The 19,990-nt window shown below is 69.5% G+C and carries 16 protein-coding genes; 8 read left to right on the forward strand and 8 right to left on the reverse strand.

The features are described from left to right. Window positions 1-15: 15 nt before the first annotated feature. Genes JIW86_RS25340 through JIW86_RS25350 form a run of 3 tightly spaced genes read left to right on the forward strand, consistent with a single transcriptional unit; the run spans window position 16 to window position 4,036 of the window. Complete coding sequence (locus JIW86_RS25340; RefSeq protein WP_257556169.1) at window positions 16-2,109, forward strand: helix-turn-helix domain-containing protein; 2,094 nt, start codon at window positions 16-18, stop codon at window positions 2,107-2,109. 50 nt (window positions 2,110-2,159) lie between these two features. After that, window positions 2,160-3,089, forward strand: coding sequence for a hypothetical protein (locus JIW86_RS25345; RefSeq protein ID WP_257556170.1), 930 nt, complete (start codon window positions 2,160-2,162; stop codon window positions 3,087-3,089). A 56-nt stretch (window positions 3,090-3,145) separates the two neighbouring features. Beyond that, window positions 3,146-4,036: a DUF6339 family protein gene (locus JIW86_RS25350; RefSeq protein WP_257556171.1), complete on the forward strand. Its 891-nt coding sequence runs from the start codon at window positions 3,146-3,148 to the stop codon at window positions 4,034-4,036. Between the two features lie 22 nt (window positions 4,037-4,058). On the opposite strand, the gene JIW86_RS25355 is transcribed toward JIW86_RS25350, so the two are convergent. From JIW86_RS25355 to JIW86_RS25380, 6 genes are all read right to left on the reverse strand, one after another. Next, window positions 4,059-5,336 carry a DNA cytosine methyltransferase gene (locus tag JIW86_RS25355; protein WP_257556172.1) on the reverse strand — a complete coding sequence of 426 codons (1,278 nt, stop codon included), beginning with the start codon at window positions 5,334-5,336 and terminating at the stop codon, window positions 4,059-4,061. A 55-nt stretch (window positions 5,337-5,391) separates the two neighbouring features. Continuing rightward, complete coding sequence (locus JIW86_RS25360; protein ID WP_257556173.1) at window positions 5,392-6,378, reverse strand: DNA cytosine methyltransferase; 987 nt, start codon at window positions 6,376-6,378, stop codon at window positions 5,392-5,394. Between the two features lie 74 nt (window positions 6,379-6,452). After that, on the reverse strand, window positions 6,453-9,410 hold the full coding sequence (locus tag JIW86_RS25365; RefSeq protein WP_257556174.1) for a Z1 domain-containing protein: 2,958 nt from the start codon (window positions 9,408-9,410) through the stop codon (window positions 6,453-6,455). A gap of 17 nt (window positions 9,411-9,427) precedes the next feature. Continuing rightward, the gene (locus JIW86_RS25370) at window positions 9,428-10,408 is read right to left on the reverse strand and encodes a PD-(D/E)XK motif protein (protein WP_257556175.1); all 981 of its coding nucleotides are present in this window, start codon (window positions 10,406-10,408) and stop codon (window positions 9,428-9,430) included. Then, window positions 10,401-11,933: an ATP-binding protein gene (locus JIW86_RS25375; RefSeq protein WP_257556176.1), complete on the reverse strand. Its 1,533-nt coding sequence runs from the start codon at window positions 11,931-11,933 to the stop codon at window positions 10,401-10,403. Before JIW86_RS25375 ends, JIW86_RS25370 begins: the two co-directional genes overlap by 8 nt. A 99-nt stretch (window positions 11,934-12,032) precedes the next feature. Further along, the gene (locus tag JIW86_RS25380) at window positions 12,033-13,037 is read right to left on the reverse strand and encodes an SEC-C domain-containing protein (protein ID WP_257556177.1); all 1,005 of its coding nucleotides are present in this window, start codon (window positions 13,035-13,037) and stop codon (window positions 12,033-12,035) included. A 56-nt stretch (window positions 13,038-13,093) separates the two neighbouring features. Here JIW86_RS25380 and JIW86_RS25385 point away from each other — a divergent pair, with 56 nt between their 5' ends. The 4 genes from JIW86_RS25385 (at window position 13,094) to JIW86_RS25400 (ending at window position 16,055) form a co-directional block, all read left to right on the forward strand. Next, complete coding sequence (locus tag JIW86_RS25385) at window positions 13,094-13,882, forward strand: class E sortase (RefSeq protein ID WP_257556178.1); 789 nt, start codon at window positions 13,094-13,096, stop codon at window positions 13,880-13,882. Between the two features lie 95 nt (window positions 13,883-13,977). Continuing rightward, window positions 13,978-14,289 carry a DUF6412 domain-containing protein gene (locus JIW86_RS25390; protein WP_251064008.1) on the forward strand — a complete coding sequence of 104 codons (312 nt, stop codon included), beginning with the start codon at window positions 13,978-13,980 and terminating at the stop codon, window positions 14,287-14,289. Window positions 14,290-14,408: 119 nt separating this feature from the next. Continuing rightward, window positions 14,409-15,074, forward strand: coding sequence for a YidC/Oxa1 family membrane protein insertase (locus JIW86_RS25395; protein ID WP_257556180.1), 666 nt, complete (start codon window positions 14,409-14,411; stop codon window positions 15,072-15,074). Between the two features lie 123 nt (window positions 15,075-15,197). Beyond that, window positions 15,198-16,055, forward strand: coding sequence for a fumarylacetoacetate hydrolase family protein (locus JIW86_RS25400; protein WP_257556181.1), 858 nt, complete (start codon window positions 15,198-15,200; stop codon window positions 16,053-16,055). An 80-nt stretch (window positions 16,056-16,135) separates the two neighbouring features. Here JIW86_RS25400 and JIW86_RS25405 read toward each other — a convergent pair whose 3' ends face one another. Beyond that, complete coding sequence (locus JIW86_RS25405; protein WP_257556182.1) at window positions 16,136-17,341, reverse strand: ALF repeat-containing protein; 1,206 nt, start codon at window positions 17,339-17,341, stop codon at window positions 16,136-16,138. A gap of 100 nt (window positions 17,342-17,441) precedes the next feature. After that, a complete protein-coding gene (locus tag JIW86_RS25410; protein ID WP_215140287.1) occupies window positions 17,442-18,545 on the reverse strand; it encodes a Gfo/Idh/MocA family oxidoreductase in 1,104 nt (367 codons plus the stop codon). 55 nt (window positions 18,546-18,600) lie between these two features. On the opposite strand from JIW86_RS25410, the gene JIW86_RS25415 reads away from it, so the two are divergent. After that, window positions 18,601-19,764, forward strand: coding sequence for an ROK family protein (locus tag JIW86_RS25415; protein ID WP_416237598.1), 1,164 nt, complete (start codon window positions 18,601-18,603; stop codon window positions 19,762-19,764). The last annotated feature ends 226 nt before the right edge of the window (window positions 19,765-19,990 follow it).

The raw sequence follows: 19,990 nt of genomic DNA on the forward strand, positions 1-19,990 counted from the left end.
AGCGGAGGGCGATGCATGGAGCACCGAGGTGAGGATTTCGGCCCCTGGCTCGCGCGGCAGTTGAATCGGATGGACATGTCGCAATCCGACCTGGCAGCCCGACTCGGGTTGACCCGTGCGGCTGTTTCCGCCTGGGTGAACGGGCGAGCGGAGCCTCGGGAGGAGACCAAACGGTCGCTGGCCGAGGTGTTCGGCACCAACCCCGACCTCGTCGACAGTCGGACGAGCGACATATCGACGAATCGGCCGTTGCGGTGGCACCATCGCACGGCCCATGCCGACGGCGGGCGCGAGTACGGCAATGCTGCTGCCTTCGCCTTCGACGCGGACATGGCCGTATTGGCCAGGGAGGCCACCCAGAACGCGCTTGACGAGCGACTCGACGTCAACGCGCCGGTTCGAGTGCACTACACCCTGCACGAATTGACGGGCCGGCACCTGTCCGCGTTCCTGGCCGCACTCCAATGGGACGAGCTGCGCCCGCACTACGATCGGGCGGCCGCGGCGGAGCAGAAGGTGTCGAGGAGCCTGCGGGCCGCGTTGGACGAACTGGAGTCGAAGAACTCCCTGCTTCTGCTGCGGGTGGACGACTTCAACGCCAACGGGCTCACCGGACCGGAGTATCACGACGGTCGCTTCGCCGCCGTCGTCAGGCGCCAGCTCGACAGTCACAAACAGTCCGGAGGCCGTGCGGGCGGGTCCTACGGACTGGGCAAGGCAACGCTGTGGGCGGCCAGCCGTTTCGGTCTCGTCCTCATCAACTCCACACTCTCCGAGCAGCACGAGGGCAGGACCGAACGACGCGTCATCGGACGTCTCGACCTGCCGTGGCGTCAGGTCGACGGCGAGGCCTTCGCGGGCCCGGCCTGGTTCGGCGAGCCGGATACGGACCCGGCGCACAAGGACGTGTCGCGGTCGTGGTGGGCCGACGAGGAGACGGCGCGGAGTCTGCACCTCGAGCGGCACACCGGCGAACCCGGCACGTCGTTCCTGGTGGTCGGCGCCCACGACGCCTCGGGCGACGCCGAGGAGTTGCGTGACCTCCACGACAAAGTCGTGCGATCGCTGGCCGACGGCTTTTGGGCGGCGATGATCGGAGGCGCCGCAGCGGGCCCCCTGTTGGAGGCGCGCGTGTCCACGTTTCGCGACGGGGAAGTGGTCGTGCCCGAGGAGCGGGTCGATCCGTACTCCCGCCACCCTGCCTTGAGTCGCGCCCTCCAAGCCCACCTCGACGGCCACACGGTCGACAGCCTGACGTCGGAGGACCAGGTGGCGCGTGCCGAGGTGCCTCTGATCGTGACGCCTTTGAAGGGCAAGGGACGAGCGCGGGACAAGGGCCGGGAGCACCTGGCGGTCCTCCTGCTCACACCGGCGGCCGACGCGGACGAGCGACACAGCCGTGTGGTCTGCATGCGCGGCAACCGCATGACCATCACGGAGCATCGGCCGCGCGAACTGCCTCTGGGGACGATGCCGTTCCAGGCCGTGCTGCTGGCCGGCTACGCAACGGACCGGGACGGCGATGACGTGGCCCTGGCCGAGGAATTCCTGCGCGCCTCGGAGCCACCCGAGCACGACCGCTGGGACCGGACGGAGGAACTCACCTCGCTCTACGAGCGGGGCGCCGTCAGCCGTCTGAAGGAGTTCCGCAGCGATGTCGACAAGGCCGTGCGTGCCTTGGTGGGCAGGCGTGAGACGAAGCGGGCAGGCGGCCCCGCGGCGCTGCGGGAGCTGCTCACCTGGGACGCGCACACTGGCCCTACACGGCGGACCCAGGGCTTTCCCACGGTTCGCGGAGTGATGGCACGCGTGGAGGAATCCGGTGCCTGGAGCGTGACCGTGGAGGTCAGGCTCCCCCTTGCCGAGGACCCGTGGCGATTGACGCCCGTCGCGAAGTTCGATGTGCGTTCGGGAGGCCGTCCGGTGGTGGCCTGGGCGGCCCTTGCAGCCGAGGAGGACTGCCGCGTGGAGAAGGGTGACCTCGTCGTCGAGCCCGGCGTGCGCAGGGCGGTCTTCCGCGGAGTGACGGATGCCGCCACGCACCCGGTGCGCAGCGGATACGCCCGACTCGTGGTGGAGGTCCAGAAGGCTCGCGGAGGTTCGGCGTGACAGCGGTTTTTCCCTATCCGACGCTCTTCGGGGACGTGGAGCTGAGAGTCGTGTCCGTCTCGGTGGACAACCGGGAGCTCCCCTACTCGATGATCTCCGCCTCCGATCGGGCGGTCGCCCTGCACCAGGCGGGGCGTGGCGCGTGGGATCGGGCCCGGCTTCGGCTCTCCGTGACCTTCCCGGAGGCGGAGCTCCGATCGGGGCCGTGGTCCGATGTGGTGTTTCTCGGCGTCCTTTCGGAGAAGGCGACCAACGCTCGTACGACCGCGGTGCTGTCCCGGGCGGCGGACGGGACTATGCAGGGAACCATCGAGCTGGACAGCGTGGGGTACCTGCGGCGGGCCACGCTGGGTGTGTTGGTGGTCGCGACGGTGGAGGGCATGGCAGGCCGGCTGGTGGGGTCGGCCATCAATGACTGGTACGTCGATCTGGCGGCCTCGACACCTGCCAGGCAGCGCGAGATCGAGATCGTCGAGGTGGACTTCAAGGAGGGTGAGCACGATTGGCTTCGCCCCTACAAGGAGTCTGCCTGGATCGTCGAGACCACGGGTGACGTTCCTACCGTCTACCTCAACACCGGAGCCGTCGAGGGGTTGATGGAGGTGCTCGGGGGGTCGGGTGGCAGCCCGGCGGAGCGGATGCTGCGTGATCTTGCGGCCACTCAAATCGCTCAGGACGCCTGGACCGCGATGTTCCATACGGCCATCAGCGATCTGGACGCGGACGAGGACGGAACTCCGATACTGCCGAAGGGGTGGCAGGAATCGGTGTTGCGGTCCATGCTCCCGGACGTGCTGCCGGGCCGCCAACCGACCGACGCGCTCTATGAGATCGTCGACCGGCGGACCAAGGGCTACGGATGGGCGGAGATCCAGACCGGCGTGCAGTTCGCAGCCGGGAGGCGAAGCCGCGCGACGAGGAACCTGACCAATGCTGTGCGGTCCGTGCAGAACCTCGAAGGGGCCGGTGGTACGCGGTGAATCGAGTTGACGGCAGGGAACTCCCCTCGAGGTTGGGCTTGTTGGCGGATGTATCGGTGGCCAAGTATCTCGGTCGGGCTGTGCAGACCGGCCAGGAGCGACCGCCCCAGGTCGCGCTCCGAAGGGCGGCGGAGACGCTGGGCGGTGCGCACCGGTGGCGGACCGAACCGGTGCGTGTCCTGGTCGACGAGGCGATGCGACGTTTCGAGGACCATCGCACGGCTGCGGACGGCTGGTTCGCGCCCCGGCTACATGCCACCCTGCGCATGACGCGGGCCGAGGCCGCGGACGGCCGGCTGTGGAACTTCATCGCGATGGTCGTCGCCCCCGACTACGTCGCTTGGCGGCATCGGGGATCCGATACGGCTGGCGGGCCGGGCGCGGCGACGGCCGCCCGCTTCTGCGGACCGCACTACACGCAGGCGTTCTCCCGACTTTGGTGGGCCGCGGAGTTGTTCCGCGACGGGCCGGACTACGGCTCGGTCGAGACCGCCTGCCGGGTGCAGGACGTGTTGCAGACCACGATGCGCTTGGACGTCATCGATCACCGACCGACCGCGCAGGCGATCCTGAAGGTGCTGGAGAGGCAACTTGCCGCAGGCGTGTCTCGGCCCGGGGACCAGGTCAACGCGCTCTCCGCGGCTGTGAACGCCGCCGGCAGCACCCTGGTGTACGACGTGCTGGCACCGGACCGGCCGGCCGACACCGATGCGCTCCAGGATTGGATCGACGAGGCGGAGGACGCGGCGGCGGCTCCCTGGGATCGGCTGCCGGAGGGCCCTGGGGACGGTGAGGTGAGCCGCGCCTCGGTCGATGCGCTGGTCCCGATTTTCGAGCAGTTGCTGGCCGAGGCTCCGCTGCGGGACCGCTCGGCGGGGAAGAAGAACGTTCCCGCGCCTCGGGTGCCGGCAGGGGTGAGCCTGACCAAGCCGTCGGACCGGCTCTGACGGGGCGGTCCGACGGCGCGGGTCAGCTGTGGCGGGCCAGGAAGGTGTGGATGGTCTCCGCCAGCGTCCTGCCGAGGCCGACGGGTACGGCATTGCCGATCTGCCGGGCGATCTCGATCTTGGTTCCGTACCACTTGAAGGTCTCGGGGAACCCCTGGATGAGGGCGGCCTCGTAGTGGGTGATCGGGCGATGCTCCGTCGGGTGCAGGTAGCGTCCCTTTTCGGGCTTGTAGAACTCCGTCCGGATCGTCACGGAGGGCGCGTTCTTCCGCATGCGGCCCATGACGTCGCCGGATCCCGAATTGTGGTTGTCCCAGCTCTCGGTGGAGAGATAGAACTCCTGCCCCTTCAGTCGGCCGTAGTCCTTCTCGGTGGAGAGCCGAATGCGGCCCGTCCGGTCGATGCGATAGCTGACCCCGCGGAGGTTCTTCCGGTTTCCGTTCTCGGGAATCGCCATGTACCGGGCGCGGGAAAGATCCTCCGGGTTTCGGCCGAAGTGGAGGTCCGTCGTGAGGTAGTGCCCGGGGACGGGGCCGGCGGAATCCGTCCCGTCGCGAGGATCGGGCATGCGCTCCAGGATCGGGCGCTTCGCGGAGACGTCGAAGACCTTTGAAACCGAAACCCAGCGCGGCAGGGCATGACCACCGGGAATCGAGTCGAAGAGGGCGTCCTGTGCGTCGGTCGACTCGTATCCGTTCTTGTGGTGCGTCGGTGCGGGGTGCCGCAACGGCTCGGCGAAGTCTTTGTGGGTGCAGATGACGATGACCCGACGTCGGGCCTGCGGGACCCCGTAGTCGGCCGCGTTCATCACGGCGGGCACCACCGTGTAGTCGTGGAGCGGATGCCCGGGGGTCGCGGAAGCCGAAAGCAGTTCCGCGTACTGCGGGGACTTCAGGAAGCGGTCGACGTTCTCGATGACGAACACCTTGGGGTGGACCTTGGCCACCACACTCACGTACTCCTGCCAGAGTTCGTTGCGAGGGTCCGTCGGGTCCTCCTTGCCGAGACCGGAGAAGCCCTGGCAGGGAGGACCGCCCATGATCACGTCGACCTGGCCCTTGAAGGGGGTGGGATCGAACCTCGCGATGTCACCGGCAAAGACGTGAGCACCGCCGAAATTGGCCGCGTAGGTCGCCGCTGCAGCCCGGTCGAACTCGACGGCGGCGACCGAGGTGAACGGACTCGCCCCCGCCTCGGGGGTGTACCGGCCGAATCCCGAGGAGAAGCCTCCAGCCCCGGCGAACAGATCCATGACGCGGATCTGCCCAGGTTGAGACGGCTGGGGCTGCTTTCTGGTCATGAGGGTCAAGTGTAGTCACCGAGCCACAGGCTCATTGCGCCCTTCTCCCGGTCGGTCAGGCTCGCAGCGCGGCAGCGATGGCCGTGCCCAGCACACGTCCGACCGGAGGCGGCGAGGCATGGCCCACCTGCCGGTACTTCGCGGTCTTGCGGCCCTCGATCTGCCACGAGGGAGGGAATCCCTGGAGCAGTGCGGCCTGGGCCACGGTCAGGGGCATCATGCCCGCCCGGCCGAGCGCCGGGTCCCAACGGAAGTCGGCGTCCGGGACGGCGTCCGCCACGGTCGCTCCATCGACCCCGATGCGGGCCCATGCGCGCTTTGACCCCGTCGGTCCGAGGTCCGCACCACCACGTTCCCAGGAACCACCGACGAGGGTGGGTGCCGGCTGGTCGGCCTGCGCCGCCCACCTGCGCGCCTCGGCCCAGCCGCCGGCGGACATCGATTCCAGCAGCGCCTCACCGACCGTCCTGTGCGGATCGGTCGTCGGAGTGGGCTCGACGAAGGCGTCGAGCACATCGGCCTTGAAGGCCACCAGAATTCCCTGACGACGGGTTTGCGGGACACCGAAATCAGCCGCATTCAAGACGAACCACGCATGCCGATAGCCCAGGTGTGACAGTTCCTCCGCGACGTACGAGCGAATCGCCTCGTAGGCCGGCTTCGTCACCAGGTCGGGCACGTTCTCGACGAGCAGTGCTCTGGGCTGCACCCCGTGGAGCAGCAGCATCGTGGCCCGGAGCAGTTCCAGTTCGGCCTCGCTGTCACGGCGGGCCACGGTGGCCGTCGCCTTTACCCGCGGCAGGCCCGCCGACAGCAGGTCCACGTCGTAGGTCTCGGTGTGCTCGGACGGGTCGAAGTCGAGCAGGTTCGTTTCGAGGACGTTCCAGGAAGCACGGTTGGCACGCAGGGTGCGGCATGCGACGTCGCGGTTGTCGAGCAGGAGGACGGGGTCGAAGCCGGACTCCTCGAGGCCCAGGGCCAGTCCACCGGCGCCCGAGCAGATGTCCAGGGAACGAAGCCGTCCCGTTGTGCCTGCGTTCATGCCGCCCCCGGAGTCCCAGTGGGGGTGGCGGCGAGACGGGTTGCCCGCCTCGCCGCCACCGCCTTACCAGGAGATCAACCCTTGTCGATCTCAGTGACGTCGATGATCGCACTGGGCTTGGAAGAGATCGTCGTGAATTGGACGACCTGTCCGTTGGCGCTGTGGGCCGATGCCGGTGCCACGAAGGTGAACGCCATGACGATTTTGTCCGAATCGATGCGTCGATCCGCGCCGATGGAGCCCTGATGAGCCGTCTCGATGACCGGGTACACGACGATCGCGCCGCGGCGTTCGGAGACGAGAGCCTCCGTGGCCCCGTCCCCCGAGTTCTCCAGGGCTCCCGCGATCCGGTGTGCCACCCCGCGGTGCTTCTTGTCGCTGATCGCTCCGAACAGGGGTCCCCGGTCCGCGCGGCGGTCACGGGAGAACCACGAGTACGACCGACCTGCCGAGCCGAGGGTGACGGTCTTGGCTTCCGTGCCCGAGGCGTGCTGCGGAGCCAGTACGACCCAGTCGTCCACCTTGCCGGATTCGGTGATCTCCGAGATGTACCGAAGGTGTGGAGGGAACTGCTCGGGAACCTCCCAGCGCAGACTGCGGAGCGTGTCCAGGATCGCGGCGGCGGAGAAGATTCCACTCAGGGCGCGGAAGCGGTGTACGAGGCCCTTCTCCGGGAAGTGGTATGCGTAGGTATTCGCCTGTGATCCGAGGGATTCGAGGTAGGGAAGCCACAGCTCGGTATTACGCCGGAGGCTTTCGCCCTTCTGTGGATAGGCGGTGGGCTCCTCCCAGCGTCCGGCGGACCGCACAAGCTCCAGTCTGGCGTTGTACATCTTGTTCGGGCTGGTCGGCTTCAACCACGGTAGGTGTTGGGAAACCAGGGGAGGGATCTGGGCGGGTGTGATCTGCGGCCGGCCATCCACCATCACGGAATATCGGTGCAGCTCCGAACGGAACGCCTCCTCGTCGAGGCAGATCGCCTGGAAGGCGTCGTACAGGTCCACCTCGGTCCGCCCCATCGTCTCCTTGCGTCCGAGGTAGAGACGCACCAGATCCCGATATCCCCTGCGGAATCCGAACCAGCGTCCCATCTGCATCAGCGTGGAGGCGTTTCCGGCCCGGCGGCGGAAGAACGACACGGTCAGCCCCTCGACCGTGAATCCGCGTGCCAGCTTCTGGCCCCCGATGAGGATCTTCCAGATCGGACGCTTGTCGAAGTCGGCCTCGCCCGTCTCCAGGTCCTTGTCGCCATTCACGACGATGATGGGTTGGCCGTCACCGCCGATCCGTACGCTCGCCGGCCCGACGTAGCGCATCAACTCGCCGTAGGAAGCGGGTACCGCCTGCCCGTCGGCACGGACCTCCGACACCGGGGCGACATCCGTCTCGAAGAGTTTCCGCAACCGCTCGTGACCGCGGGGGCCGGTGTAGCCCGCGTTGTGCCACAGATTCAGGACCCGATCGTGTAGATCACGGTGGACTCCGGTGCGCACCGACTCGTGGATGAGCATCGTGTGGTGCTCGAAGTAGCCGTCACCGAGCCCGCCGGCCTCCTCCCGGTACAGCTTCATGGCGGCCGTCAGCACGAACATGTCCATGGCCTGCTGCAGGCAGGTGTCGTCCTCCGCGTCGTCGACGATGTCTCGGACGTGCGCCTTCTCGTTGGAGTTGGCGACGGTGCGCTCGTGCTCTTCCACCTCGCTGTCGAGATCGTGGAAGTCGCGAGCCCCCATGTATCCATCGGGCCGGGGCAGGGAGATGAGGAAGTCCTTGGGGAAGATGTCCTCGGTGTCGCTCGGGTCCACGAAGACGTTCGCGAAGGGCGTCGCCGTGTAGCCCACGTACTGCGCACGGGGCAGCATGTTCAGCAGCTTCGAGATCTGCTCGTTGATCGCGCTGCGCTGGACGTCCGGCTTCGCGGTGTTGACCGAGGCCTCGTCCGACTCGTCGTCGATGATCAGGACGGGGATCTCGGCCAGCGGGGTTTTGATCTTTCCCAGGTCCTTGACGAGCTTGGCCAGCACCGTCTTGTTCTTCTTGACCACCATCAGACGTGCCGAAGAGCGGTGCAGGTTCTCCCGGTCGTACAGCGGAAGGGCCGGTTCCCGCTTTTCGAACTCCAAGGCGGTGATGCCCTGCAGCAGACTCTTGTAGTCGTCGTCCCGCGTGGTCATCCGCACGATGTCGAACGCCCCGAGTGCGGACGGAAGGCTGCCGAAGGTCACGAACTTTCCGGCCGCCCAGGCCGGGTCGTCGGCGTAGTCCGATTCCAGCTCGTCGGCGCCTCGGAGGATGTTCTCCTTGCCGACGAGCTCCATGTCGAGGCGCCGCTGGGTCTGGGCTCGCAACATGTTGAGCGTTCCCCCGAGAACGATCACCAGTCGATAGCCCGCGTCCACGGCCTTGGCCATGACGCCGGTGAAGTTCGCGGTCTTCCCCGACTGCACGTAGCCGACGACCAGACCCTTGGACTGGTACACCGCCGAGTCGGTCGGGTCGGCCAGCCGCTCGATCACTTGGTCGGTCGCCACGTCCAACGCCGCCACGGCATCGGCCGGCCACCCCTTGGCGGCGAGCAGTCCACGATAGGCGGGCCAGTAGTGAGGCCGGCTGAGTTGAGACTGGGGCGTGTACCAGGGCTTGTGCTCCGGGCTGATCACCACGGAGACCGCCGCTTTCGATACGGGAATCAGCCCGTCGAGCAGCGCGCGCGTGGTCTCCTCGAGTTTCAGCAGGCGATGGATCTCGGCCCTGCGCTCGTCCGTACGCGGCGGGGTTTCGGTCCAGGCCGGCCGGTCGGCGTAGTCCCATCGTGTGAGCTGTTTGCGCCAGAGCTCGACCAACTGATGCGTCGAGCGGGATCCCTTCAGCGCTGCTTGGAAGTCCGCCTCGTCGGCGTACGCCGCGGCTTCCGGAGCCATGTCCTCGGCCTGGTACGCCAGGGCGCGGGCCAGGTTCTTCGGCTTGCTGCCGTCGAGATCGGACAGCACGGCACTGTGCAGCTCGAGCCGGAAGGTTTCGGTGCTTGTCAATTGGGGGTCCTCGTCGGTCACGGAAGACGGAAGTCGGTGAGGTCGACCGGCGAGCCGGGTACCGAGCTCAAATGGGTCACGTCCATGCGGTAGTCGATCGACGAGACGTGCTCTCGGACGGAGAGGGGAATCATCGACTCGGTCAACCTCGGCAGTTGCCCGGCCGGGACGAGCAAGGGCGCCGTGCGCAGGGTCCAACGTTCATCGTCCGGGTCGCTCTCGCTCCAGCCGCCGGCCGCGAGGGCGCTCTCCAGGCGCACGGACGCGATGCGGTGCGCCGCGCGGGCGTCACGGATCACCGAGGCCACCGACTCACCCAGGGAGCGGCCGGCGAGGCCACCGCGCGTCAGCTGGAGAGAGGCGAACCACAAGGGTCGCCCGGAGCTCTCCGTGAGCTGGTGTATCCCGTGAACGGTGTGCCGACGCCTTTCGGAGGCGGTGGTCTTCACCTCGAGATCGGACTCGGGCAGCCCGAAGTCGTGCTGCTCCGCCTTGGGGCCGGTCCACGCCTCGACCGCCTGCGCCCACCCGTGGGAGCGGGCCACGGCGAGCAATACCGCGAGTTCGCCGTGCAGCCCTATGCGACGCTCCGCCCCGAGGCCGCGCGGCTGGTCGAGCAGCCGGCCCCAGGCTTGGACCGTTTCCTCGAAGGCCTGCCCGAGGTCGCGCTCGCCGGTGACGATGCGGTCCGCGACGGCGATGAGCAGATCGTGGAAGTCGCGCATCAACGCCACCTGGGTGGTGTGGATGCGCGCCATCCGAGTTCCGCCGCGCCGCACCTGGTCGATGGTCACCGCCGGCAGCGGTGAGCGCGGTGGCTGCTGGTGCCGGTCGAGTTCCACCTGCAGCGAGATCTCCTGCCCGCCGTCCCCGATCTCGTACCAGACCGCGCGCTCCGCGGTCGGTGCGGAGAGCCGATAGCTGGCTGCCTGCCGTTCCCCGAGATAGTGCTCGACGGTCGACCAGGGGAGTTCCGGGTATCCGCCGGAGTCAGTCATCGTCGCCCATGCGTTCCAGTTCGGTGCGTGCGGCGGCCACCAGGATGGACTGCCACAACTGAAGGTTGTCCTTTTCCCGACTCCCGCTGTATTCCTTCTCGAATACCTGGTGGAGCAGGAGGTACATGAGTGACTTCAAGGTTGGTGCGTCGTTGAGGCCGCCGCGCCTTCCACCGAGAATCGCCGACCGGTAGTGGTGATTCAGGACGATGGTCCGGTTCTCCCTGTCGATGTCGAAGAACAGGCTGTTGTCCAATGTCTGCCAGCGGATGGCGATGGGTTCTTCACCCGGCAGCAGCGGCAGCTCGTCTTCGATCGCCTCCCGCACGGCGGGGTCGAAACCCTTGCCCGGCCCGATGACGGACTTTCGAGCGGTTCCCGCCCGCTTGCGCGCCTCGCGATAGACCGACTCGGCGTCCGCGACATAGTCGACGAAGCGCCGACCCTCGGCGTCCCGCGCCTCTTCCAAGGCGGAGACGAACTCGGGGGAGACCTCTACGCCTTCCTTCTTCACGGTCAGACGGAACACGTCGCTTCCATGCGACGGAAGGTCGATGGCCACACGGGAAAGCGAGAGGTGTTGATCCGGCTGGCGGAAATTGTTCCACCCACCTGCCTGCACGAGCCGATTGTGTCGATAGAAATAGAAACCCTGGCGTTCCAGGACGGAGCCGACCGCCTTGTATCCGTCCAGGGTCGATTTCGCCGGCCAGACGTGGGCGTCGAGGGATACGGGGAGGATGGAAGCGAGGTCCACGGTGAAGCGCCGAGGGTACTCTGCGTGACCCGGGACCGGATATCCGAACGGGTCGAGGGGCTCGACTCCGAAGTTCATGTACTCGGTACCGGTGTTCACATCCTCGACCGCGATCGTGATGTTGAAGTCGTCCCTGGCGAGGAACCTGTGCAGGTACAGACCGAGCTGGAGGCCGAGTCGGTTGATGGTCCGGTGCAGGTAGCGGTCGGTTTGGCCGCCTCCGCCGTTTCGGGGGAAGTTCTTCACCCCGTCCCAGCGGATGACGGTGCCCTGCCAGGTGATCGGCCGCTGGGCGTACCGGTCGATCAGTGTCTGCGCGTAGTCGGCGGCCACGATGTCGCACTCGTACCCGTTCACCGCCCGCTCCATGAGCCAACGGCGGCCCACGGCCCTGGTCCTGCGCGTCTTGCTCACGACCGTCACCGCGGACGCGTGGCTCAGCGATGCGGACTTCAAACCGGTGCCGAACATCCCCAGGGCTTCGGAGGCGTAGTCGCGCCGGCCTCCGACGGTCATGGCGACATCGAGGTCCTCCTCGGTCATCCCCTTCCCGTCGTCGATGACGAGGAGGCTTACGAGCCGGTCCTCGTCGCGCAGGAAGTGGATCACCACGTCCCGGGCCCCGGCGTCGATGGAATTGTCGACAAGATCGGCGATGGCCACCTCGAAGCCGTATCCCTGGCTGCTGAGCGCCTCCATGTACCGGGCGTCAGGAGGGAGGTGCTTGCTGCCAGTGGTGGGAACTTCGAACTGCCAGTCGTCGGTCATTACCTGCCTCGGGGATCGTCGAATCGAGGACGAGCCTAATCCGCGCGTGTCACCTGCGGCAGGTCTGGGTGAATACGGCCGGGATCGTCGACAGTGGGATCAGGGGCCGGTGACCCCGTGGCACTCCGCGTACGGCTTGCCTGAGGTGCACCAGCAGGGGTTGGTGGGGGTGGGGGGCCAGGGGGTGGCCTTGCCTCGGGCGGCCAAGGTGGTGGCGTATTCCGCCAGGAGGGACGGGGAGGCCGGGGAGGTTTTCTCCGAGGCTGCGAAGGCCTCGTACGACGGGACGCTTCCCGTGACGATGCCGAGGTTCGTCGTGCCCGAGGCGGCGAGGGCGCGGAGGGAGGATTCCACCTGCGTCAGGTGGACCTCGTGCGAGGGGTACTCCGCCGCGAGGGTGGGGTACGAGGTCAGGAGTTCCGCCAGCTCGCGGGCCGGCCAGTGGAGGATCGCCACCGGGAAGGGGCGGGAGAGGGCCGCGCGGCGGTCGCCCAGTTCGGCGCGGAGGCGGGCGATCTCGGCGCGGAGTTCGGCCGGGTCGTCGGAGCCCAGGGCCCAGATGCGCTTCGGGTCGTGGAGTTCGTCGAGGGGGATCGGGCCGATGTGGCGGGTGTCGGCGACCATGTCCCAGTCGTCGTGCGGACGCCCGAGCAGGCGGCGGACCCGGTGGCGGCCCGTCAGGAGGGCGGTCGTGGCCGGGGTCAGCGGGTCGTTCTCCGAGATGAGGAGGGTCGCCGCCTCGGTGAAGCAGTCGTGCGAGGCCTCCAACTCGTCGTGGGTCTCGAGGGCCTCCGCGATGACCTCCCACGGCGCCGGGTCCTTCGGGGAGGCGGCGCGGATGCCCGAGATCAGGGCGCGGGCCTCCGGTTCGTGGCCGTACTCCCAGAGGTTCGCCGCCTGCAGGGCCTTGATCAGGTGCGGGTTGGCCGGCGAGGCGGAGAGCAATTGGTCGTACAGCGCGCTGGCGCGGTCCCGTGCGTCTGCCAACTCGAGGTGGGCAGCGGCCTGGAGGAGCAACGGCTCCTGGTCCTCGGGATAGCGGGTCGCCGTGCGGATGAGGCGCTCGGCTTCGGCGATGTGCTCGGCAGGCGTGTCAGGGCGCATGGATCACACCGTACTGCTGCTGGTCAGTTGACGGGGGAGGACTTAGGGTGCCGCCCGTGCGGGATCACATACCTGTGGTGGTTCAGGGGAGCGGCCGGCGGGTGCGCCGGGTCGGTCTCGCGGGGGTGCTGTGGGCGGCCGCCGAGCTGACCGTCACTGTGGGGGTGGTGGTCCTGTTGCTGGTGGTGCATCAGGTGTGGTGGACCAACCGGCAGGCCGTCGCCGCCGCGCAGGAGCAGGTCAGGGAGTTGGAGAGTGACTGGGCCCGTGCGCCGGATGGTCCGGAGGAGCCCACCGATCCGGTTGCTTCCGCTCCTTCCGGCGACGAGGAATCCGTTTCGTCGCCGTCGCCGAAGGTCTCTGCGACCGTGCCGGCCCGTGCCCCTGCGGCCAAGCCGCCGGCCCGGGACCAGGCGTACGCCGTCCTGCGGATCCCCCGGCTCGGTCTCACCGTCCCCGTCGCTCAGGGGATCGACAAGCGGGCCGTGCTCGACAAGGGCTACGCCGGGCAGTACCCCGGGACCGCGCGGCCCGGGGAGCAGGGGAACTTCGCGCTGGCCGGGCACCGCAATACGCATGGGGAGCCGTTCCGGTACATCAACCGGCTGCGGGCCGGGGACGAACTGATCGTCGAGGTGCGCGGGCAGCGGTACACGTACGTCGTCGGGAAGGTGCTCGGTGAGACGACCGAGCGGGACACCGGGGTCATCGCGCCGGTGCCGCGGAGCCTGGTGAAGCCGGACTACGGGTACAGCGAGCCCGGTGCGTACATCACGCTCACCACCTGCACGCCCGAGTACACGTCCAAGTACCGGCTCGTGGTGTGGGGGACTCTGAGGTCTTGATCCGACCTCGTTGTCAGTGGGGCCGGTTAGTATCGATCGCAAGGAGCGGGTCTCGTACGGAGGTTCGCGCGGGGGAGTGGAAGGGGGAGGTCCGAATGGCTCGGCGCTTTCTTCTTCTGTTTGCCCGGACCTCACTGGTGCTGGTGCTGCTCGGGGGAGTCCTCGGGCTGTTCGCCGGGGAGGGTGGGCTGGGAGCGGTCGTTGTCGCTCTGGCCGCCACCGTTGCCGTGGGCGCCGAGGCCCTGGCCGCCGCCGCACGTCTGGTGCGGCCCGTGCCGCCGCACCGAATACGCACCGCGATCCGTGATCGCGAGCAGCGCACGGCGTTCCTGCCGCAGCGCGATCCCGATGCCTCGGGCCGGTCGCGGCCCAGGGCGCCCGGCCGTCTGGTCCCGACGGCCGCGTAGGGGCGCGCAGTAACCTCACGCCTTCTCTGATCACTGTTGTCGCCCCTCGCGGGTCGTCACGCCGAAATGCATCTCCCTGCATCTCTTTCGACGTCGACGAGACCCTTCGGAGGGCCCACGTGTCCGTTTTCACCCACCTTGTTGCCGAGCTGGGCCGGCTTCTCGAGCCGGTACTGGCCGAGTCCGCGACCGCTGCCGCGATCGTGCTGTTCACCGTGCTCGTACGGCTTGCCCTGCATCCGCTGAGCCGTGCCGCCTTCCGTGGGGCGACCCCGGTGGCGGGGTGCCTGCCGGTGCTGCTGCAGCTGCCGGTGTTCTTCCTGATGTACCAGGCCTTCACCTCGGGTGACGAGCTGCTGGCGCACCGGCTGTTCGCCGCGCCGCTGGGCGCCCGGTGGACCGAGGCGCTGGGGGAGGGCGGCCTGCTGGGGGCGCAGGGGCTGGTGTTCCTCGGGCTGTTCGCGGCGATCGGGGTCGTGGCCGCGTGGAGCGCGGTACGGGGGCGCCGGGCCGCCGCCGCGGCCGCGCTCGCCCCGGCCCCGGCTGCCCCGACCGGGGCCCCGGCCGCTCCGGCCGGGATGAGCCCCGAGCAGCAGGAGGTCATGCGCAAGCTGGGCGGCGTACTGCCCCTGCTGTCCTTCGGGACGCTGATCACGGCTGCCGTGGTGCCGCTGGCGGCCGGGCTGTACCTGCTGACCACCACCGCATGGTCGGTGGCGGAGCGCGCCTGGCTGCAGCACCGCAAGGAGCGGGCGGCTGCCGGAGCGGCGCGTTCCAGCCTGTGAACAGGGTCTTGCGGATTGGTCGGACTTCTTGGAGGATCAACCAATCCTCCGATGGCCGCAACCCATCGGCCGGCGCCTGGGCACGCCCATGCGCCGACCACCCACGACCACGGGAGAATGCCCATGAAGCTGCTGCGTGTCGGACCCGTCGGGTCGGAGCGCCCCGCGCTGCTCGACCAGGACGGCACCCTGCGTGACCTGTCCGGCCTGATCACGGATGTGGACGGCATTCTCCTCGCCGACGACTCGCTGCTCTCCCGGGTACGGGACGCGGCGGAAGCGGGCGAGCTCCCGGTCCTGGACGCCGAAGGGCTGCGCATCGGCGCGCCGGTCGGCCGCATAGGCAAGATCGTGGGCATCGGGCTGAACTACTTCGGGCACGCGGCCGAGATCGGCGCGGAGCCGCCGGCCGAGCCGATCCTGTTCCTGAAGGCCGCGGACACCGTGGTCGGCCCGGACGACACCGTGCTGATCCCGCGCGGCAGCGTGAAGACCGACTGGGAGGCCGAGCTCGGCGTCGTCATCGGCAGCACCGCCCGCTACCTGGCCTCCGCCGAGGAAGGCCTCGCACACGTCGGCGGGTACCTGCTGGTCAACGACGTCTCGGAGCGCGAGTTCCAGATCGAGCGCGGCGGCACCTGGGACAAGGGCAAGAACTGCGAGACCTTCACCCCGCTCGGCCCCTGGCTGGTCACGGCCGACGAGATCCCGGACCCGCAGGTCCTGGACGTGAAGCTGTGGGTCAACGGAGAGCTCAAGCAGGACGGCAACACCGCGGACCAGATCTTCCCGGTCGGCGAGGTCGTCCGGTACCTGAGCCAGTTCATGACCCTGTACCCGGGCGACGTCATCGTCACCGGTACGCCCGCCGGTGTGGCCATGGGCCAGCCGGAACCGAAGCCGTACCTGCGGGCCGGTGACGTCGTGGAGCTGGAGATCGACGGCCTGGGCCGCCAGCGCCAGGAGTTCAAGGGCGCCTAGCCGAGGCGAGTGAGAACGCGGAAGGGGCGGGCTGCCATCGGCAGCCCGCCCCTTCCGCGTGCGTGGTGTGCGATCCCGGCTCAGCCTTCGGCCGACGTGCGGCGACGGCGGTTGGCGAGCACCAGGCCGGCGCCCGCGGCGAGCGCGGCGGCGCTGCCGCCCGCGAACCAGACGTTCTCGGAACCGGCGCCGGTGTTCGCGAGCGGGGCGGACCCGCCCGCCGCGGTCACGTTGCCGTTGCCGCCGGTGCCCTGGGCCGCGGCCTGAGTGGCGCCGCCGGTGGTGCCGGTGCCCGTGGACCCGTTCTTTTCCTTGTCCTTCGCGTCCTTGTCCTTCTTGTCCTGCTCCGCCTTGGCGGCCGCGTCCTCAGCGGCCTTGTCCTTGGCGCGCGCCTCGTGCTGGCCGGTCTTCAGGAACGCCGCGCGGTCCTCGGGCGTTCCCTTGATGGCGGCGATGGCGGCCTTCTTCAGCTCCGGGCCGGCGTTGTTCAGCATCGCCCAGATCAGGACGCTGTTGTCCTCGTCGCGCAGCTTGTGCTGGCCGGTCTTGACGAACTCGCGCAGCTCCGCGTTGGACGGGTGCCCGTTGAGGAGTGCGTTGATGGCCGCCTTCAGGCCCGGGCCGGCGCTCTCGTACATGCGCGAGAGCTCGACGCGGTCGTCGCTCGCGCGGATGTTGTGCTGGCCCGTCTCGATGAACTCGCGCACCTGCTCCGGGGTTCCGCTGCGCAGGAGCTTCTCGACGGCCTCGCGGATGCCCCGGCCCGCGCCGTTCAGCATGCGGAACAGCTCGACCTGGTCGTCCTCGTACCGGGCCTTGTGCTGCCCGACGGCGAGGAACTCCTTCAGGGCGGCGTGGGTTCCGGCCCGCAGGGCCTTCTCCGCCTCGCGCTTGACGGCGACGCCGCCGGCGCTGTGGATCCGGGAGACCAGGACCTGGTCGTCGACGTACTGCTCCTTCTGCCAGTCGACCTCCAGGAAGTGCCGCATGTCCGCGGCCGTCCCCTTGAGTGCCTTCTCGGCCGCCTCGCGCACGCCCGGCCCGCTCGCCGGGTCGGCCAGGATCGCCTGGATCGCGGCCCGGTCCTTCGCGGCCTGCGGGTCCTCCGCGGGCTTCTCCGCCGGCTTCTCCGCGGGCGGCTGTCCCTCGGAGGCCCGGTCCGGCGCGGTCGGAGACGACGGCGTGGACGGCGACGGGGCGTCAGCGGCGAAGGCCGGCGAGGAGAGCAGGACGGCCGGGGCCATCGCGGCGGCAGCGACGACCGACGCGATCCGGGGCAGCTTCACAGAGGATTCCATTCTTCACACATGTGATGATCGTGATGGCAGCCTGTGCAGGATAGATCGTTTGTCCGCCCCGGAAACGCCGATTTTCATGAGCCCTGGCTCACAGCTCCACGACCACTCCGTCCCGGGACGAGGCACGGGCCGCCTCCAGTACGTCGAGGCAGTGCGCGGCCTCGTACGCCGTGACCGGCACGGGCCCGCCCTCGAGCAGGGCCGCGGCCACCGCCGCGTAGTACGCGGGGTAGTCGCCCAGCTCCGTCGGGACCGGGGTTCCGGCGCCGGTCAGCGGGGACTCCCCGGAGCCCACCCGGCCCCACAGGTGCGGGGGCTCCTCGCCCCACGGCACGTCCCCGTCCGGCCGCATTCCCTCGCGCAGGGCGCCCTCCTGGGGGTCGAGGCCGTACTTCACGTAGCCGGCCCGCGAGCCCAGGACGCGGAACCGCGGACCGAGTTGGGCGGTGGTGGCGCTGACGTAGAGGTGGGAGCGGATCCCGTTCGCGTGCGTGATGGCGATGAAGGTGTCGTCGTCGGTCTCGGCGCCCGGGCGGCGCACGTCGGCCTCCGCGTAGACCCGTACCGCCGGGCCGAACAGCACCAGTGCCTGGTCGACGACGTGACTGCCCAGGTCGTACAGCAGGCCGCCGACCTCCTCCGGGGCGCCCGACTCGCGCCAGCCGCCCTTGAGCTGCGGGCGCCAGCGCTCGAAGCGGGACTCGAAGCGCTGGATCTCGCCGAGTTCGCCGTCCGCGAGGAGGCGGCGGACGGTGAGGAAGTCGTTGTCCCAGCGGCGGTTCTGGAAGACGGACAGGAACGTTCCGGTCCGCTCGGCGAGGGCTGCGAGTTCGCGCGCCTCGGCGGCGGTGGCGGCGAGCGGCTTGTCCACGACGACGGGGATCCCCGCGGTCAGGGCGGCCGTGGCGAGCGGCACGTGGGTCTTGTTGGGGGAGGCGATCACGACGAGGTCGAGGGCGTCGGCGCCGCCCGCGCGCTCCCACAGCTCGTCGGGGGAGGCGGCGATCCGGACGTCGGGGAACTCGGCGAGGACCTGCGCCTGCCGGCCCGGGTCGGAGGTGACGACCGTGTCGAGGACGAGCCCGTCGGTGGCCGTCACGAGGGGGGCGTGGAAGACGGAGCCGGCGAGTCCGTAGCCGACCAGGCCGACGCGGAGGGGGGCGGGGGAGGAAGGGGAGGCGGGGTTGCTCATGGAACCACTTTGGCAACAGTGTTGCCAAAGTGCAAGGAAGGTGGACAATGGACTCGTGAACAGGGGTAGCGGGGACGGGCGCGGCGGGGTGAACCTGCCGGCGCTGCGCGGGCACAACGAGGCGCTGATGCTGGATCTGCTGCGCGGCGCGGGCCCGGCGGGCCTGGGCCGCGCCGAGCTCGCGTCCCGTACGGGACTCACCCCGCAGGCCGTCAGTAAGATCACGGCCCGGCTCGGCGCGGACGGGCTGGTCGCCGAGGCCGGGCGAGCCGCGTCCACCGGCGGTAAACCGCGCACCCTGCTCCGGCTGGTGCCGGACGTACATCACGCCGTCGGAGTGCACCTGGACCGCGACGAGCTCCGGGCGGTACGGGTGGACCTGGCGGGCCGCGTCGTCGCCGAGGGCGGTGGTCCGCTGGACTTCGGTCTCGGCCCGGAGTCGGTGGTGGAGGCGGTCGTACGGGCGGTCGCGCGGGTCGGAGACCCGGCCGGGCTGCCGCCCCTGGGCGTCGGGGTGGCCGCACCGGGGCCGCTCGACCACCGGGCCGGGACGATGGGGCGGGTGACGGGGTTCCCGAGCTGGAAGGGCTTTCCGCTGCGGGGGGTGCTGCAGGGGCGGCTGGGCCTGCCGGTGCTGCTGGACAAGGACACGAACGCCGGCGCGGCCGCGGCGGCAGGGGCGTGGCTCCGGGCCGCCTGGCCGGATGCGGATGCCGGGCGTGTCGCCGATGCCGCGCCGGATGCGCATGCGTATCCGTTTGCCGGCGGAGGGCCCCGCACCTGCGTGTACCTGCATGTCGGGACCGGGCTCGGCGCGGGGTTGTGGCTGGGCGGCGAGGTCTACCGCGGTGAGCGCTCGGCGGCGGGGGAGTTCGGGCACCAGGTGCTCCTGCTGGACGGGCCGCCGTGCCGGTGCGGGGCGCGCGGCTGCGTGGAGGCGCTGTGCCTGGGGGCGGTTGCCCGAGGTGATTTTCCCGAGGCGGCGCGGATCCTGGGCGAGGCCGCGGCCAATCTGGTGGCGCTGCTGGATGTGGACCGTGTGCTGCTCGGCGGGCGTGTGGTGGCGGCGGCGCCGGACGTCTTCGTGGCCGGGGTCGGCGCCGTTCTCGCTGCCCGCGCGCTTGATCCGACCCGGCCGGTGGTAGCCCTGGCGGGGGCGGGGGTGGCGGAGGGGGCGGCGGAGTTGGCGCTCGGGCCGGTGTTCGGGCGGGCGGGGTGACGTCGTGGCGGTGCCGTGCCGTGCTGGGTGCGGCGCCGTTGCCGGGGCTCCGCCCCGGACCCCGCGCCTCAAACTCCCCCAGACTCCGTCCGGGGGGACCCCCAGGCGGGGCTGAAAGGGGCCGGGCGGGGCTGAAAGGGGCCGGGCGGCGCTTGACGGGTTGCGCTGATTGGGCGTAAACCGGAACGACTCGGGCGCGGCGGGCGGTAGCGGGTCGCGCGCGCGT

This window comes from Streptomyces sp. NBC_00162 (assembly GCF_024611995.1).
In the GTDB taxonomy this organism is placed as follows: domain Bacteria; phylum Actinomycetota; class Actinomycetes; order Streptomycetales; family Streptomycetaceae; genus Streptomyces.

What these genes read in the sequence shown, in the direction of transcription:
- JIW86_RS25340 (WP_257556169.1), top strand. Translation starts at nt 16, where the DNA reads ATGGAGCACCGAGGTGAGGATTTCGGCCCCTGGCTCGCGCGGCAGTTG.
- JIW86_RS25355 (WP_257556172.1), bottom strand. Translation starts at nt 5,336, where the DNA reads ATGACCAGAAAGCAGCCCCAGCCGTCTCAACCTGGGCAGATCCGCGTC.
- JIW86_RS25360 (WP_257556173.1), bottom strand. Translation starts at nt 6,378, where the DNA reads ATGAACGCAGGCACAACGGGACGGCTTCGTTCCCTGGACATCTGCTCG.
- JIW86_RS25370 (WP_257556175.1), bottom strand. Translation starts at nt 10,408, where the DNA reads ATGACTGACTCCGGCGGATACCCGGAACTCCCCTGGTCGACCGTCGAG.
- JIW86_RS25375 (WP_257556176.1), bottom strand. Translation starts at nt 11,933, where the DNA reads ATGACCGACGACTGGCAGTTCGAAGTTCCCACCACTGGCAGCAAGCAC.
- JIW86_RS25380 (WP_257556177.1), bottom strand. Translation starts at nt 13,037, where the DNA reads ATGCGCCCTGACACGCCTGCCGAGCACATCGCCGAAGCCGAGCGCCTC.
- JIW86_RS25390 (WP_251064008.1), top strand. Translation starts at nt 13,978, where the DNA reads ATGGCTCGGCGCTTTCTTCTTCTGTTTGCCCGGACCTCACTGGTGCTG.
- JIW86_RS25400 (WP_257556181.1), top strand. Translation starts at nt 15,198, where the DNA reads ATGAAGCTGCTGCGTGTCGGACCCGTCGGGTCGGAGCGCCCCGCGCTG.
- JIW86_RS25410 (WP_215140287.1), bottom strand. Translation starts at nt 18,545, where the DNA reads ATGAGCAACCCCGCCTCCCCTTCCTCCCCCGCCCCCCTCCGCGTCGGC.